Annotated in this window: 12 protein-coding genes; 4 read left to right on the forward strand and 8 right to left on the reverse strand. The window is 67.4% G+C overall.

From position 1 onward, the window contains the following. Nucleotides 1–108: 108 nt before the first annotated feature. On the reverse strand, nucleotides 109–1611 hold the full coding sequence (locus tag QE385_RS14255; RefSeq protein ID WP_307102926.1) for a S10 family peptidase: 1503 nt from the start codon (nucleotides 1609–1611) through the stop codon (nucleotides 109–111). Nucleotides 1612–1811: 200 nt separating this feature from the next. Here QE385_RS14255 and uvrA point away from each other — a divergent pair, with 200 nt between their 5' ends. The 4 genes from uvrA to QE385_RS14275 all read left to right on the forward strand — a co-directional run bounded on the left by uvrA (nucleotide 1812) and on the right by QE385_RS14275 (nucleotide 7633). Further along, nucleotides 1812–4712 carry an excinuclease ABC subunit UvrA gene (gene uvrA / locus QE385_RS14260; RefSeq protein WP_307102928.1) on the forward strand — a complete coding sequence of 967 codons (2901 nt, stop codon included), beginning with the start codon at nucleotides 1812–1814 and terminating at the stop codon, nucleotides 4710–4712. Between the two features lie 860 nt (nucleotides 4713–5572). After that, on the forward strand, nucleotides 5573–5983 hold the full coding sequence (locus tag QE385_RS14265; protein ID WP_307102929.1) for a glycine zipper 2TM domain-containing protein: 411 nt from the start codon (nucleotides 5573–5575) through the stop codon (nucleotides 5981–5983). 115 nt (nucleotides 5984–6098) lie between these two features. Continuing rightward, complete coding sequence (locus tag QE385_RS14270; protein ID WP_307102932.1) at nucleotides 6099–7169, forward strand: type I restriction endonuclease; 1071 nt, start codon at nucleotides 6099–6101, stop codon at nucleotides 7167–7169. A 140-nt stretch (nucleotides 7170–7309) separates the two neighbouring features. After that, complete coding sequence (locus tag QE385_RS14275) at nucleotides 7310–7633, forward strand: hypothetical protein (RefSeq protein ID WP_307102934.1); 324 nt, start codon at nucleotides 7310–7312, stop codon at nucleotides 7631–7633. Nucleotides 7634–7669: 36 nt separating this feature from the next. Here QE385_RS14275 and QE385_RS14280 read toward each other — a convergent pair whose 3' ends face one another. The 7 genes from QE385_RS14280 to QE385_RS14310 form a co-directional block, all read right to left on the reverse strand. Beyond that, complete coding sequence (locus tag QE385_RS14280) at nucleotides 7670–8635, reverse strand: cell wall hydrolase (RefSeq protein ID WP_307102935.1); 966 nt, start codon at nucleotides 8633–8635, stop codon at nucleotides 7670–7672. Nucleotides 8636–8736: 101 nt separating this feature from the next. Next, entirely contained in the window at nucleotides 8737–11589 is a 2853-nt protein-coding gene (locus QE385_RS14285) for a pitrilysin family protein (RefSeq protein ID WP_307102937.1), read from the reverse strand. A gap of 25 nt (nucleotides 11590–11614) precedes the next feature. Beyond that, entirely contained in the window at nucleotides 11615–11827 is a 213-nt protein-coding gene (locus QE385_RS14290) for a hypothetical protein (protein WP_307102939.1), read from the reverse strand. Nucleotides 11828–11849: 22 nt separating this feature from the next. Then, nucleotides 11850–12980: a tRNA guanosine(34) transglycosylase Tgt gene (gene tgt / locus QE385_RS14295; RefSeq protein WP_307102940.1), complete on the reverse strand. Its 1131-nt coding sequence runs from the start codon at nucleotides 12978–12980 to the stop codon at nucleotides 11850–11852. Beyond that, nucleotides 12977–13480, reverse strand: a complete 504-nt coding sequence (locus tag QE385_RS14300; protein WP_307102942.1) for an EF-hand domain-containing protein — start codon at nucleotides 13478–13480, stop codon at nucleotides 12977–12979. Before QE385_RS14300 ends, tgt begins: the two co-directional genes overlap by 4 nt. Further along, nucleotides 13477–14514, reverse strand: coding sequence for a tRNA preQ1(34) S-adenosylmethionine ribosyltransferase-isomerase QueA (queA, locus tag QE385_RS14305; RefSeq protein WP_307102944.1), 1038 nt, complete (start codon nucleotides 14512–14514; stop codon nucleotides 13477–13479). The genes QE385_RS14300 and queA overlap by 4 nt, the downstream gene beginning before the upstream one ends. Beyond that, nucleotides 14511–15299: a peptidylprolyl isomerase gene (locus tag QE385_RS14310; RefSeq protein WP_307102946.1), complete on the reverse strand. Its 789-nt coding sequence runs from the start codon at nucleotides 15297–15299 to the stop codon at nucleotides 14511–14513. The genes queA and QE385_RS14310 overlap by 4 nt, the downstream gene beginning before the upstream one ends. Nucleotides 15300–15331: the final 32 nt, after the last annotated feature.

Below are 15331 nucleotides of genomic sequence, written 5' to 3' on the forward strand. Positions count from 1 at the left end.
GCAGTCGAAGGCCAAGGGAATCGGGAACCCGCCTGGCGTGCGCTTCGACTTCGCTCAGCGTGAACGGCTGTCGGGATCGGTCAAAAGCATCGACAATGGATGCAAGACTTATCCCCCGTACATCGCCATCGCATCGCGCCGGAACGCCGCGCCGCTGTCGGTGCGGCTGTAGAACATGTGCCCGCCCGGATAGACGTTCAGATGCACCCGCTGCGCCACGCCATAGCTCGGCATCTGGTCGACGATCAGCCGCGACGCGAAATAGGGGCAGGACAGGTCGTCCCAGCCATGGACGATCATCACCTTCATCTTGGGATCGTTGGCGATCGCCTTGCGCAGGTCGGTGACGGGGGTGTCGTCGGGCTTGCCGCGATCCCAGGCGCTGTTCACCTCATAGGACAGCGCATGATAGCGCGCGTCGGTCTTCCAGCCCACTTCGCGCGTCACGAAATCGACCATCGCGCTGGTCGTCGGCGCGATCAGCGAGTCGAGCAGCGGGTCGTTGGACCGCTGCTGCGACGACCAGGGGAAGGGGTCGAAGGCGGTGACGTTCGAGTCGTAGATGCTGCCGATCGTCGAATCGTTGCGGTGAATCTCGCGCAAGTACGTCCGCGTATCGATCCGCCCGCCCAGCCGGCGGACCAGCGCGGGGTCGAGGCCGGTCAGCTCGGTGACGCGGCTGACCAGCCGGTCGACCGCCTGGGTGTCCGACCGCCCGCGCATCAGGTCGCGCAGGTAATCGCCGCGCGCATAGGCCTCGACGCCCGCCATCGCCTCGGGGGTCAGCTTGCCCTGCCGCTCCAGCTGGGCCGCCGCCATCGAGGGCAGGTCGATCATCCAGGGCAGCGGCGACAGCGCGGTGGCGTCGTCGCCCGAGGCCGGGTCGAGATAGGGCGACACCATCACCAGCCCGTTGACCCCGACGCCGATCTGCGACTGAAGCTCATAGGCGATGCGCGGCGCGCGGTAGCCGCCATAGCTTTCGCCCATCACATATTTGGGCGAGCGCAACCGGCCTTCCTTGACCAGCCAGTCATAGACGACCTTGGACAGATATTTGATGTCCGGGTCGTTGGCGTAGAAGGCCTTCTTGGTCTCCGCCTCGTCCACCAGGCTGCGGCTGAAGCCGGTGCCGATGGGGTCGATGAAGACCAGGTCGGTGAAGTCCAGCCAGCTGTTCGGATTGTCGGTCGTGACCGGCGCGTCGGACGGCGCATCGCCCTGCGCGCCGAAGGGGACGCGCTTGGGCCCCACCGCGCCCATGTTCAGATAGACCGACGACGCGCCCGGCCCGCCGTTGAACGCGAAGGTCACCGGGCGCCGCACATCGCCGCCGGGCACGGTATAGGCGGTATAGACGACCTGCCCGATCTCCTTGCCCTTGTCGTCGCGCACCGGGATCGTGCCCACGGTCGCCTTGTAGGTGACGACCCGGCCGCCGATCCGCGCGCTTTGCGTGATCGTCCTGTCGGCGGGGAGCGGCGGACGCTTGCTGTCGTCGTCCTTGGTTTCGGTGGTCTTGGTCTCGGTCTTCTCGGCCTTTTGCGCCAGCGCAGGCGTCGTCTGAGCGGCCAACAGCAACAGGGCGGACAGGTGCAGGGTCTTGGACAAGATGGAAACGCTCCCCCTCGGAAATGAGACAGTGTATCATGCAAAGCGCGGGAATTGCCAAGCCCCCGGCTTTTCAAAGGGATCATGGGCGAAGCTCCGGCGTTCCTGCAAGCCCGTCCCAAACCGCCCCTCGCAATGGGGCCTGTCGCTTCCTATCTCGCCTCTGGCCTTCTCTCCGGAACAGAAGTAGAACCTGCCTCATGCTGACCAAGATTTCCGTCCGCGGCGCGCGCGAGCACAATCTCAAGGATGTCGATATCGACATTCCCCGTGACACGCTGACGGTGATCACCGGCCTGTCGGGGTCGGGCAAGTCCAGCCTCGCGTTCGACACCATCTATGCCGAGGGGCAGCGCCGCTATGTCGAGTCGCTGTCGGCCTATGCGCGCCAGTTCCTGGAGATGATGCAGAAGCCGGACGTCGACCATATCGAGGGGCTGTCGCCCGCCATCTCGATCGAGCAGAAGACGACCAGCCGCAACCCGCGCTCGACCGTGGCGACGGTCACCGAAATCTACGACTATATGCGCCTGCTCTGGGCGCGTGTCGGCATCCCCTACAGCCCCGCCACCGGCGAGCCGATCGCGGCGCAGACGGTCAGCCAGATGGTCGACCGGGTGATGACGCTGCCCGAGGGCACGCGCCTCTATCTGCTCGCGCCCGTGGTGCGCGGCCGCAAGGGCGAATATCGCAAGGAAATGGCCGAGTGGCAGAAGGCGGGCTTCACCCGCGTCCGCATCGACGGCCAGCTCTACGAGATCGACGAGGCGCCGGCGCTCGACAAGAAGTTCAAGCACGACATCGAGGTGGTGGTCGACCGCTTGGTGGTGCGCGAGGATATCGCGACCCGCCTGGCCGACAGTTTCGAGACCGCGCTGAAGCTGGCCGACGGGCTTGCCTATGTCGACCCCGCCGATCCGGTCGAGCCGCACACGCCCAAGTCGGCGGTGCTGGGCGACAATGCGCCCGATGGCCGGATCGTATTCTCGGAGAAGTTCGCCTGCCCGATCTCCGGCTTCACCATTTCCGAAATCGAGCCGCGCCTCTTCTCGTTCAACGCGCCGCAGGGGGCGTGCCCGGCCTGTGACGGCCTGGGCGAGAAGCTGATCTTCGACGAGGATCTGGTCGTCCCCAATCACGAGCTGTCGATCAAGAAGGGCGCGGTCGTGCCCTGGGCCAAGTCCAACCCGCCCAGCCCCTATTATATGCAGGTGCTGGGCAGCCTCGCGCGTGAGTTCGGCTTCTCGCTGGAGACGCCGTGGAAGGACCTCGACCCCAAGGTGCAGGAGGTGATCCTGCATGGCACCAAGGGCAAGGCGGTCACGCTGACCTTCATCGACGGCAAGAAGTCCTATGACGTCAAGAAGCCGTTCGAGGGCGTGATCGGCAACCTCAACCGCCGGATGCTCCAGACCGAGAGCGCCTGGATGCGCGAGGAACTGTCCAACTATCAGTCGTCGCAGCCCTGCGAAGTCTGCCATGGCGCGCGGCTGAAGCCCGAGGCGCGGGCGGTGAAGGTCGCGATGCAGGACATCTCTTATGCGACCCGCCTGTCGGTGGTGGACGCGCTGGCGTTTTTCACCGGCCTGCCCGAACATCTGACCGACCAGCAGCGCGCCATCGCGCAGCCGATCCTGAAGGAAATTGTCGAGCGGCTGGGCTTCCTCAACAATGTAGGGCTGGATTACCTGAATCTCGACCGGACCAGCGGCACGCTGTCGGGTGGCGAGAGCCAGCGGATTCGCCTGGCGTCGCAGATCGGTTCGGGCCTCTCGGGCGTGCTGTACGTGCTGGACGAGCCGTCGATCGGACTTCACCAGCGCGACAACGACATGCTGCTCGCGACCCTGCGGCGGTTGCGCGACCTGGGCAACACCGTGCTGGTGGTCGAGCATGACGAGGATGCGATCCGCACCGCCGATTATGTCATCGACATGGGGCCGGGTGCTGGCGTGCATGGCGGCCAGATCGTCGCGCACGGCACGCTGAAGCAATTGCTCAAGTCCAAGACCAGCGTCACCGCCGATTACCTCAACGGCACGCGCGAGATCGCGGTGCCCGCCAAGCGCCGCAAGGGCTCGGGCAAGAAGCTGACCGTGTACAAGGCGACCGCCAACAACCTCCAGGGCGTGACCGCGAGCATTCCGCTCGGCACCTTCACCTGTATCACCGGCGTATCGGGCTCGGGCAAGTCGAGCTTCACCATCGACACCCTCTATGCCGCCGCCGCGCGGACGCTCAACGGCGCGCGCATCCTGGCAGGCAAGCATGAGAAGATCAGCGGGCTCGAACATCTCGACAAGGTGATCGACATCGACCAGTCGCCGATCGGCCGCACCCCGCGATCGAACCCGGCGACCTATACCGGCGCCTTCACCCAGATTCGCGACTGGTTCGCGGGGCTGCCCGAGGCGCAGGCGCGCGGCTACAAGCCCGGCCGGTTCAGCTTCAACGTCAAGGGCGGCCGGTGCGAGGCGTGCCAGGGCGACGGCGTGCTCAAGATCGAGATGCACTTCCTGCCCGACGTCTATGTGACGTGCGACGTCTGCCACGGCGCGCGCTACAATCGCGAGACGCTGGAGGTGAAGTTCAAGGGCCACTCGATCGCCGATGTGCTCGACATGACCGTCGAGGACGCCGCCGAATTCTTCCAGGCGGTGCCGTCGATCCGCGACAAGATGGCGATGCTGGTCGAGGTCGGCTTAGGCTACGTCAAGGTCGGCCAGCAGGCGACGACCCTGTCGGGCGGCGAGGCGCAGCGGGTGAAGCTGGCCAAGGAATTGTCGCGCCGCGCGACCGGCAACACGCTCTACATCCTCGACGAGCCGACCACGGGGCTTCACTTCGAGGACGTCCGCAAATTGCTCGAAGTGCTGCATGCGCTGGTCGAACAGGGTAATACGGTGGTGGTGATCGAGCATAATCTCGACGTCATCAAGACCGCCGACTGGATCGTGGACCTAGGGCCGGAAGGCGGCGTCAAGGGCGGCGAGATCGTCGCGGTCGGCACGCCCGAAGTGGTCGCGGCAGAACCGCGTAGCTTTACGGGCAAGTATCTGAAGCCGCTGCTCGACAAGGGGCAGGCGCAGGCGGCGGAATAGCGATCTTCCCCGGCATGGGGAGGGGAACCATGCCGGTATGGGGAAGGGGGCAGCCTATTGCTTGCTCCTTTCCGCGCCACCCCGGCCGAGGCCGGGGGCCAGTCGCGGGACGCGTAGGGCAACGCATCAATGTCCGCCCCACTGGATCCCGGCCTTCGCCGGGATGGTGGGGGGCGCTGATAGCGGCATGACTTGCTTGGACATCTCGTCCAGCAGGGGCGTCTTTGGCGCACTGGGAGCGGGACGGGTTTTCCCTTGGCCTTCGACTTCGCTCAGGCTGAACGGAGTGTGGGGGATGGGAATGGCCTTGGCGACCAACCCGTTCGCACTGAGCGAAGTCGAAGTGCACGCCCGACACCCGCAAACAACCCCGCTCCCATACGGCAAACCGATTTAACATATCGCAACTCTCCCCGGTAAGGGGGGAACCATGCCAGTATGGGGAAGGGGGCAGCGTGTTGCTTGCTGCTTTCCGCACCACCCCGGCGGAGGCCGGGGGCCAGTCGCGGGACGCGTAGGGCAACGCATCAATGTCCGCCCAACTGGATCCCGGCCTTCGCCGGGATGGTGGGGGCGCTGATAGCGGCATGACTTGCTTGGACATCTCGTCCGGCAGGGGCGTCTTTGGCGCACTGGGGGCGGGACGGGTTTTCCCTTGGCCTTCGACTTCGCTCAGGCTGAACGGAGTGTGGGGGATGGGAATGGCCTTGGCGACCCAACCCGTTCGCACTGAGCGAAGTCGAAGTGCACGCCCGGCACTCGCAAACAACCCGGCTCCCACACGGCAAAACCCATTTAACATATCGCAACTTTTGTCGCATCAAAGCGATTACCCCACATCACCCATAAGGGAGGATGTGATGCGTGCACTGACACTTGGTCTGGTTGCGGCCGCGACGCTGGTTTCGGGTTGTTCGACCTATGGCGGCGGGTTGGGCGGCGGCTATGGCGGCCCGCGCTACGCCTATGATTATGACCGGCCCGACCCGGCCTATGGCGGCTATTATGCCGACCGCTATTATGTCGACAACAGCCGCTATCGCGAGCGTCGCCTGGGCGCCAACGACCGCGTCTATGTCGGTCAGGACGGTCGCTATTATTGCCGCCGCAACGACGGCACCACCGGCCTGATCGTCGGCGGTATCGCGGGCGGCGCGCTGGGCGCGGCGATCACCTCGGGTGGGTCGCAGACGCTGGGAACGCTGCTGGGTGCCGCTGGCGGCGCGCTGGCGGGCCGTGCGATCGAGCGCAACAATGTCCGCTGCCGCTGATCGCAAGCGCTGATCGATCAAGGGCCGGTCGGTCACCTCCGTTTCGGATGCGACTGGCCGGCTTTTTCGCACCCGCCTCGCCTACGCTGTCGCCGATCAAGGCATGGGGGTGGCGATGGATTTGGCGACGAAGCTGGTCGAACTGGAAAAGCGGACCGCGCAGCACCGTGAATTGCTGCTGACCGAGGAAGCGGCCAAGACCGCGCTGGTCATGCCCTTCATCCAGGCGCTGGGCTATGACGTGTTCAACCCGGCCGAGGTCATCCCGGAATTCACCGCCGATGTCGGCATCAAGAAGGGCGAGAAGGTCGATTACGCGCTGGCGATCGACGGCAAGCTGGCCATCCTGATCGAGTGCAAGCCCTCCTCGATCGAACTCGACCTGAAACACGCCTCGCAACTCTATCGGTATTTTTCCACGACCGAGGCACGGGTGGCGATCCTGACCAACGGGGTCGTCTATCAATTCTATTCCGACACCGAACAGCCCAACAAGATGGACGAAAAGCCGTTCTTCGTCTTCACGATGGACGGCATTCGCCGCACCGATCCGGCGATCCTCGAACGTTTCGCCAAGGCGTCGTTCGACATCGACCTGATCATCGCCGAGGCGGGGCGGCTGAAGCTCCAGTCGCTGCTGCGTATCGAACTGGAGAAGGAGTTCGCCCACCCCTCGGAGGATTTCGTGCGGATGATGATGGCGCGCCTCTATAACGGCCGTGCCAATGCCGCGATGAAGGAGCAATATCACGCCGCGCTGACCAACTCGATCGCGACGCTGATCCGCGACCGGGTGAACGAGCGACTGACCTCGGCGCTCAACGTCGCTAATCCGATCCCCGACATGATCGAGGAGGGCGCGTCGGACGATATGTCCGAGGGCTCGGGGATCATCACCACCGAGGACGAGATTGCGGGCTTTCGCATCGTCCAGGCGATCGCCGCGCGGCATGTCGACCCGGAGCGGGTGGTGATCCGCGACTCCAAATCCTATTGCGCGGTGCTGCTCGACGACAACAACCGCAAGTCGCTGGTCCGGCTGCACTTCAACAGCCCGACGACGCGCTATGTCGGCACCTTCGAGGGCAAGGTCGAGACACGCCATCCGGTGGCCGCGCTGACCGACATCTATCGGCTGGAAGAGGCGATCGTCGTGCGCATCCGCGAGCTGGCGGGGGCGGCCTGAGGCCAAGGAAGATGAACAAAGTCGAACGAATTGCGACACTTGGCGACATATTCGCGGGGTGGTTGCGATAGCTTTGGGATCAGCGCCACCCATATTGCGGATCGGGCCAGTATTCGCCCGCTTGTTATGGGAGTAACGCTATGAAAGCCATGATCCTCGCGACCCTGGGGTTCGCCACCATCGCGGTTCCGACCGTCGCCGATGCGCAGCGCTGGACCCCGATCGCCCAGCGTCAGGGCCAGCTTCAGGGGCGGATCGACCAGGGCATCCGTTCGGGTGCGCTCAACCGTCGCGAGGCGGATCGGCTGCGGGGCGAGCTTCGCCAGCTCGACCGGCTGGAAGATCGCTATCGCCGCTCGGGCGGGGGCCTGAGCATGTCGGAGCGCAACGATCTCGACCGTCGCTATGCGGTGCTCAGCCGCCAGGTCCGCTTCGAGAAGCATGACCGCAACCATCGTCGCTGATCGGTGAGCACGACCGCGCCCGCCGCTCGGGCGCGGTCAGTCGCGGGGCGGCAGCGGGCGGCCGCTGTCCTTCCACTTGTCGAGAATCTGCCCCGACGTCGCCAGCCGATCGCTGATGCCGGTATCGCCGGCGGGCGCGGCCCTGGGCGGCTCGGTCGTCGGTCGGGGCGGCGTCGCGACCGGGCTCGCGGATGCGGCAAGCGGCGGCACGGCCATGGTCGGCGGCGCGACCGCCAGCTCGGCCGGGGCTTCGCTGCGCGCAGACGGCAGGACCGGCACGACCTCGCCCCCGGCATAGCTGCGGTTCATCGCCGCCGCCGTGCCCCAATAGCCTTTCCACCGATGGAAGAGATGCGCGCCGACCATGTCGGTCATCACCATCGCGCGGTTCCAGCCGGGGGCGACCGCGAAGCTGTGATAATGGGTCGCCAGCCCGACCGGCGCATAGACGCTGCCCGCCAGCGCCGCCGCGGCGATCCGCGCCGCACGTGCCCAGCCCGCCACGGCGGGCGTCCGCGACAATGCTCCGTCGCAGACGAAGCTGAATTGGCAATGCGCCTGTTCCACCCCCTGATAGACGACGCCGCAGACGCTGGCGGGAAAGGCGGGATGGCGCGCGCGGTTGAGCACGACCTGCGCCACCGCGCGTTGCCCATCGATGCTCTCGCCGCCCGCTTCGTAATAGATGGCGGCGGTCAGGCACTGCATCGCGCGGGCCCGGTCCACGACCGTCGCCCGGCCCCAGCGAAAGGGCTGGGCGGCGACCACGCCGCTGTCGGCCAGGACCGCGCCGGGCGGGATGGGCAGGCTGGGCAGCGCGACGGTGCCGGTGCTGCCGTCGGAGGCGGGGAGGGGGCGCGACGAAGCCATGACCGGCGCGGGCGCGACCGGCGCGCGAGACGGCCGGGGCGGGGCCCCGTCCCCGCGTCGCCAGGCGGCCTGGGCGGCGAGCATCAGCCCCCCGGCCAGCATCAGGCCCAGCATGGCGAACCATGCCTGCACCAACCGCCTTACTGTCCGCCTCGCCACCCGCAACGCGCCGCCGTCCTTCCCGTCCCGTGGCTTTTCAGCGCGCTATAACGCCTGGGGTTAAGGATTTGGCTTCAACGCAATTTGGGGGTGTCGAGATCGACCGCCGCCGCCGGGATCACCTCCACATCCGGATGCGCCTGGCGTAGCGCGGGCAGGAACTGCTTCGCGTCGCCGACCACCACGATGCTCGCCGCCTTGGGATCGAGCAGGCTCGCCGAGGTCGTCTGCACCGCCGCCGGATCGACCGCCTGGACGCGCGGGATATAGTGGCTGAGCTCGCCCAGCGGCACGCCTTGCAGCGTATAGCTGGCCAGGATGTCGGCGATGCCGTCGGTGGTCTCGACCGTCCGGCCGAAGCCGCCGACCAGCACCGCCTGCCGCGTCGCCAGCTCGGCGGGCGGCACCGGCTCGCTGCCCAGCTTGCGCATCTCGGCATCGATCAGGTCGACCACCTCGGCCGCCGAGGGGTTCTTGGTCTGGGTCCGTGCGGAGATCAGGCCGATGTCGCGCCCGGTCGCCACCGAGCTGCTCGCGCCGTAAGCCAGCCCGCGCTTGATGCGGATTTCCTGGTTGAGCCGCGACGAGAAGCCGCCGCCCAGTACCGTATTGGCGACCGCCAGCGGATAATAGCGATCGTCGGCGCGGCGAATGCCCGGGCGGGCCACCACGACCCCGGCCTGTCCGGCATCGGGCATGTCGATGACGACGACGCGCGGCGCGGGGAAGGCGGGTTCGGCGGGGCGCGGCGCGGCGGCCGAGGCGCCGGACGCTCGCCAGTTGCCGAGATAACGCTCGGCCACCTGCCGGGCCCGCGCCGGGGTGATGTCGCCGACCAGCAGCAGCGTGGCCTGTCCGGGCTTCCAACTGCGCGCATAGGCGGCGGTTAGGTCGGCGCGGGTCAGCGCCTTGAGCGAGGCGGGCGTGCCCGACAGGGGCTGGCCATAGGCGCGCGAGCCGTACACCACCCGGTCGGCGACCATCGCGGACAGTTGCGCCGGGTTCTTCATCGCCACGTTCAGCCCGTCGATCGACTGGGTCCGCGCGCGCTCGATCTCGTCGGCGGCAAAGGCCGGGTGGGTGGCGACATCGGCCAGGATGGTCATCGCGGTGTCGATCTGCGCCGAGGGGACGGTCAGGTCGATGGTCGCGCCGTCATCGGTGGCGCTGCTGGCGATCGATCCGCCGACGCTTTCGACCGCGCGCGCGATCTGCGTGGCGGAGCGGGTCGTCGTGCCCTTGGTCATCAGTTCGGCGGACAGGCTGCTCGCCCCGGCCTTGCCGGTCGGATCGGTCGCCGCGCCGCCCAGCGCGACCAGCGAGGCGGTGACCAGCGGCAGGTCGTGCCGCTCGACCGTCACGACGCGCACGCCATTGGCCAGCCGCGTCTCGACCGGCTGGGGCAGGACGGGCGCGATCGGCGCGCCGGGGGCGGGGGGCAGGATGCGCTGCCCCTCGGGGGCCGGGGTCACCACCGGGATGTCGGCGGGCGGGGTCAGCGCGGCGGTCTGGACGGTCGGCGCCAGTTCGATCGGCATCTCCCGGACATTGGCCGGGCGGTCCGAGTCGGGGAGGTAGCGGATCGTCGCGCTCTGCTGATCCTTCAGATAGGCGCGCGCCACGCGCTGGATGTCGGCGGCGGTCACCGTCTGGATCGCGGCGATCTGGCGATCGGCGGCATGGGGATCGCCATCGACGATGACGCTGTTGGCGATCAGGCTGGCCTTGCCCTCCGCCGTCTCGCGCTGCTTGAGCGCGCTGGTCAGCAATTCGTTCTTCGCCTCGGCCAGTTCGGTGGCGCTGACGGGCTGGTCGCGCAGGCGGGCGATCTCGCGCTTCAGCGCGGCCTCGCCTTCGGCCACCGGCTTGCCGCTGGCCATCATCGCATAGGCGACGAGGTTGCCGGTTGACTGTTTGGTGTCGAGGAAGGTCGCGGCCGACTGCGCCAGCTGGTCGCGATACACCAGGGTCTCGTACAGCCGCGAGCTTTCGCCCGCCGACAGGATCGCGTTCAGCACCATCAGCGCGGGCGTGTCGGCGCTTCGCTCGGGCGGGATGTGATAGCTGATGAGGACCGCCGGAAGCGGCACATTGGCGTCATAGCCGGTGCGCGACACCGCCGCCGTTCGCGCCGGCTCGGCGACCGTCACGCGCGGGATCGGACCGGCGGGGCGCTTGATGCCCGCGAAATACTGGTCGACCCAGCGGTCGAGCTGCGCGGGATCGAAATTGCCCGACACCACCAGCACGGCATTGTCGGGCCGATAATAGGTCGCATGGAAGGCGCGGACATCGTCGATTCCCGCCGATTCCAGCTCCTCCAGGCTGCCGATGCCCGGCCGCGCATAGGGGTGCGTGGTATAGGCCAGCTTGGGATAATAGATGGAGAACAGCTTGCCATAAGGCTGGGCGAGGGTGCGCTGGCGCAGTTCCTCCTTCACCACGTCGCGCTCGCTGGCGAAGCTCTTGGGTTCGACCACCAGCGCGGCCATCCGGTCCGCCTCGGCGAAGAGCAGGCGTTGCAGGTGGTTGGCGGGCACCACCTCGAAATAATTGGTATAGTCGTCGGCGGTGGAGGCGTTGTTATAGCCGCCGACATCCTCGGTCAGGCGATCCATCTGTTCGGGGACCAGGTTGCGCGTCGCCTTGAACATCAGATGCTCGAACATGTGCGCAAAGCCCGAGCGGCCCTTGGGATCGTCCTTCGACCCGACATCGTACCAGACCTGGACCGAGACATTGGGCGTGGTCGTGTCGCGAATGGCATAGACGCGCAGCCCGTTGGGCAAGGTGCGCGTGGTGAAGGCGATCGGCTTCACGCTTTCCGTGCGCGCCCCCTGTTCACCTTGAGCAGCGGCGGTCTGTGCCCCCGCCAGCGAGGGAAGGGCGGCGACGCCGAGCAGGAGCGCGGCACGGAAAAGGCGCATGAAGACCCTCTTTATGGAGTGCGGGTTACTTGGACTTGTTGCGGTTGCCGTAGAGAACGGCGGCGGCGATCGCGGCCGATCCGATGCCGACGCCCAGGCCGATCTTGCCCAGCGGCCAGTTGCGCGTCTTGTCCTTCACCGAGTCGGCGGCGGCTTCGGCCGCGGCGACGGCATGCTCCTTGGCCTCCTTGGCGGCGGCGAGGATTTCGTTGGGGGCGTCTTCGGTATGATCGGTCATGTTACTCTCCTACTCGACCAGCTTATTCCTTGGCAGCGTAGCGCGCCCGGAAGTCGTCCGCAAAGGCCGTGAGCCGCCCCTCGGCGATCGCGCCGCGCAGATCGGCCATCATCTGCTGATAGAACCAGATATTATGCTCGGTCATCAGCATCGCGCCCAGGATCTCGCCCGCGCGGACCAGGTGGTGCAGATAGGCGCGGCTATATTGCGCGCAGACCGGGCAGCCGCAGGCGGGATCGAGCGGCCCCTGATCCTCGGCGAACCGCGCATTGCGGATGTTGATCGGCCCCGATCGGGTGAAGGCCTGCCCCGTGCGCCCCGAACGCGTCGGCAGCACGCAGTCGAACATGTCGACCCCGCGCTCGACGGCACCCACGATGTCGGTCGGCTTGCCCACGCCCATCAGATAGCGGGGCTTCTCGACCGGCAACTGGCCCGGCGCGAAGTCGAGGCAACCGAACATCGCCTCCTGCCCCTCGCCGACCGCCAGGCCGCCGATCGCATAGCCGTCGAACCCGATATCGATCAGCGCGTGGGCGGACGCCTTGCGGAACCCTTCGTTGAGCGCACCCTGCTGGATGCCGAAGATCGCATTGTCCTCGGCATGCTGCCCGCCCGCGTCGAAGGCATCGCGGCTGCGCCTGGCCCAGCGCATCGAGCGTTCCATCGCGGCGGCCTGCACCTCGGGCGAGGAGGTGGTCGGGACCAGTTCGTCGAACGCCATGACGATGTTCGAGCCCAGCAGCCGCTGGATCTCGATCGAGCGTTCGGGGCTGAGCATATGGCGGGTGCCGTCGAGATGGCTCTTGAACGACACGCCGTCCTCGGACCGCTTGGTCAGGTCGGCCAGGCTCATCACCTGATAGCCGCCCGAATCGGTCAGGATCGGCCGGTCCCAGCCCATGAAGCCGTGCAAGCCCCCCAGCCGGTTCACCCGCTCCGCGCCGGGGCGCAGCATCAGGTGATAGGTGTTGCCCAGGATGATGTCCGCCCCGCTGGCGCGCACGTCGCCGGGCTTCATCGCCTTGACGGTGGCGGCGGTGCCGACGGGCATGAAGGCGGGGGTGCGGATCTCGCCGCGCTTCATGGTGATGGTGCCGGTCCGGGCGCGGCCGTCGGTGGCGTGGATGGCGAAGGAGAAGCGGGCGGTCATTTTCTTCTGTCTCGGGGCGCGAGCGGGCCGGTGGGGCCATTGGCGTCGGCGGGAATGGTGCGGATGGTCAGCGCCTCGGCGCGGCTGATCGCGCCGTCATGGTCGCGGTCGAAGCGCGAGAACAGGCGCGAGAAATGCGCCTGCAACTCGGGCAGGGTGATGCGGTTGTCATTGTCCTTGTCGACGTCGAACGGGCTGGGCAGCGCGTTGCGGTCGCCCAGCCAGCGTTCGGCCCAGTCGGCGAACTGGAGATAGCCGATCGATCCCCGATGCGCGGTGTCGATGGCGTCATAGGATCGCTTGACCCCCGCCTCCATCTCCTCGCGCGTGGTCTTTCCGTCGCCGTCCGCGTCGAAGGCGGCGATCATCATCGCCACCGGCTCGACCACCATCGTCGCCGGGGTCTGGGCGAAAGGCGCGGGGCGCGCGGTAACGGTCACCGTCTCGTTCGCCCCCGGCATCGGCGTCGCCGCCTGGAGCAGCAGCGCCAGCAGGATCATGCGCGCGGCCCCGGCAGCAACAGCGAGGCGTCGCCATAGGAATAGAAGCGATACGCCTGCGCGATCGCATGGGCATAGGCCGCCTGCATCCGATCCAGCCCCATCAGCGCCGAGACCAGCATGAACAGGGTCGAGCGCGGCAGGTGGAAATTGGTCATCAGCCCGTCGATCCCGCGAAAGCGATAGCCCGGCGTGATGAAGATCGCGGTGTCGCCCTCGAACGGACGGATCACGCCGTCCTCTCCGGCCGCGCTCTCGATCAGCCGCAGCGAGGTGGTGCCGACCGCGATCACCCGGCCGCCGCGCGCCTTGACGGCGTTCAGCCGGTCGGCGGTGGCGGCGTCGATCCGCCCCCATTCGGCGTGCATCTTGTGATCAACCGTGTCGTCGGCCTTGACCGGCAGGAAGGTGCCCGCACCGACATGCAGCGTCAGCGTGGCATGCTCGATCCCTGCGGCCGCCAGCGATTCGAGCAGGCCGGGCGTGAAGTGCAGCGCCGCCGTGGGCGCGGCGACCGCCCCTGGCTCGTTGGCGAACATCGTCTGATAGTCGTCGGCGTCCTTCTCGGTCACGCCCCGCTTCTGCGCGATATAGGGGGGCAGCGGCATGGTGCCCGCCCGCTCCAGCAGCAGCTCGACCGGCTCGTCCCCGGCAAAGTCCAGCGCGAAGCTGCCGTCCTCGGCCCGGTCGCGCGCGGTCGCGCTGACGCCTGCGCCGAAGTCGATGACGTCGCCGTCGCGCAGCCGCTTGGCGTTGCGGATGAAGGCGCGCCAGCGCCGCGTCCCCTCGCGCTTGTGCAGCGTCGCGCCGATCTTCGCCTCGCCGCGTATCCCCTCCAGCTGAGCGGGAATGACGCGGGTGTCGTTGAAGACCAGCAGGTCGCCGGGGCGCAGCGCGGCGGGCAGGTCGCTCACCCGCTCGTCACGGGTGGCGTCGCCGTCGAGGACCAGCATCCGCGCCGAATCGCGCGGGGATGCCGGATAAAGCGCGATCCGCTCGGGCGGCAGCGCGAAGTCGAAGAGATCTACGTTCACTTGATGGCCGTTGCCGCCTTCTTGGCCGGGGCCGCCTTGGGGGCGGAACGACGGGCCGGAGCGGGCCGGGGCGCGGGTTTCGTCGCGGGGGCCGCGCCGGGCAGCGTCACCGGCGCGCCCAGGTTGGGGGCGGCGACGGGGGCGGGGACATAAGCCGGGGGATTGTCGGCCGCGACATAGGCATGGACGATCCGGCTGGGGTTCGCGGGCGGCTCACCCCGTTCGATCTTGTCGACATATTGCATGCCGTCGATCACCCGGCCGAACACCGTATACTTCTTGTCGAGCGAGAAGCGCGGCTGGAAGACGATGTAGAACTGGCTGTTGGCGCTGTTGGGATCGTCGGCGCGCGCGGCGGCGACCGATCCGCGGACATGCGGCAGATAGTTGAACTCGGCGGGCACGTTGGGCAGGTCCGACCCGCCGGTGCCGTCGCCCTTGGGATCGCCGCCCTGCGCCATGAAGCCGTCGATCACGCGGTGGAAGGTCAGCCCGTCATAGAAATGGCGACGGGTCAGCGTCTTGATCCGCTCGACCATCTTGGGGGCGACATCGGGACGCAGCCAGATCGTCACCCGGCCGCCGGTCGACAGGTCGAGCAGCCAGAGATTCTCCTTGTCGGTGACGGGCGGCGGGGCCGGGCGGCCGGTGACATTGTCCTCCAGCACCTGTGCCGCCTTGGCGGGGGTGGTGAATTTGGGCTGGGCCTGGGACCTGCTTTGGGCCTGTGCCGGAACGGCGATCAGGCTGGCCATCATCATGGCAAGAGCGGCGAGAACGCGCATCACATCTCTACGACAAGGAAAGGAATGGGGAG

The organism is Sphingomonas sp. SORGH_AS_0950, assembly GCF_030818415.1.
Lineage (GTDB): Bacteria > Pseudomonadota > Alphaproteobacteria > Sphingomonadales > Sphingomonadaceae > Sphingomonas.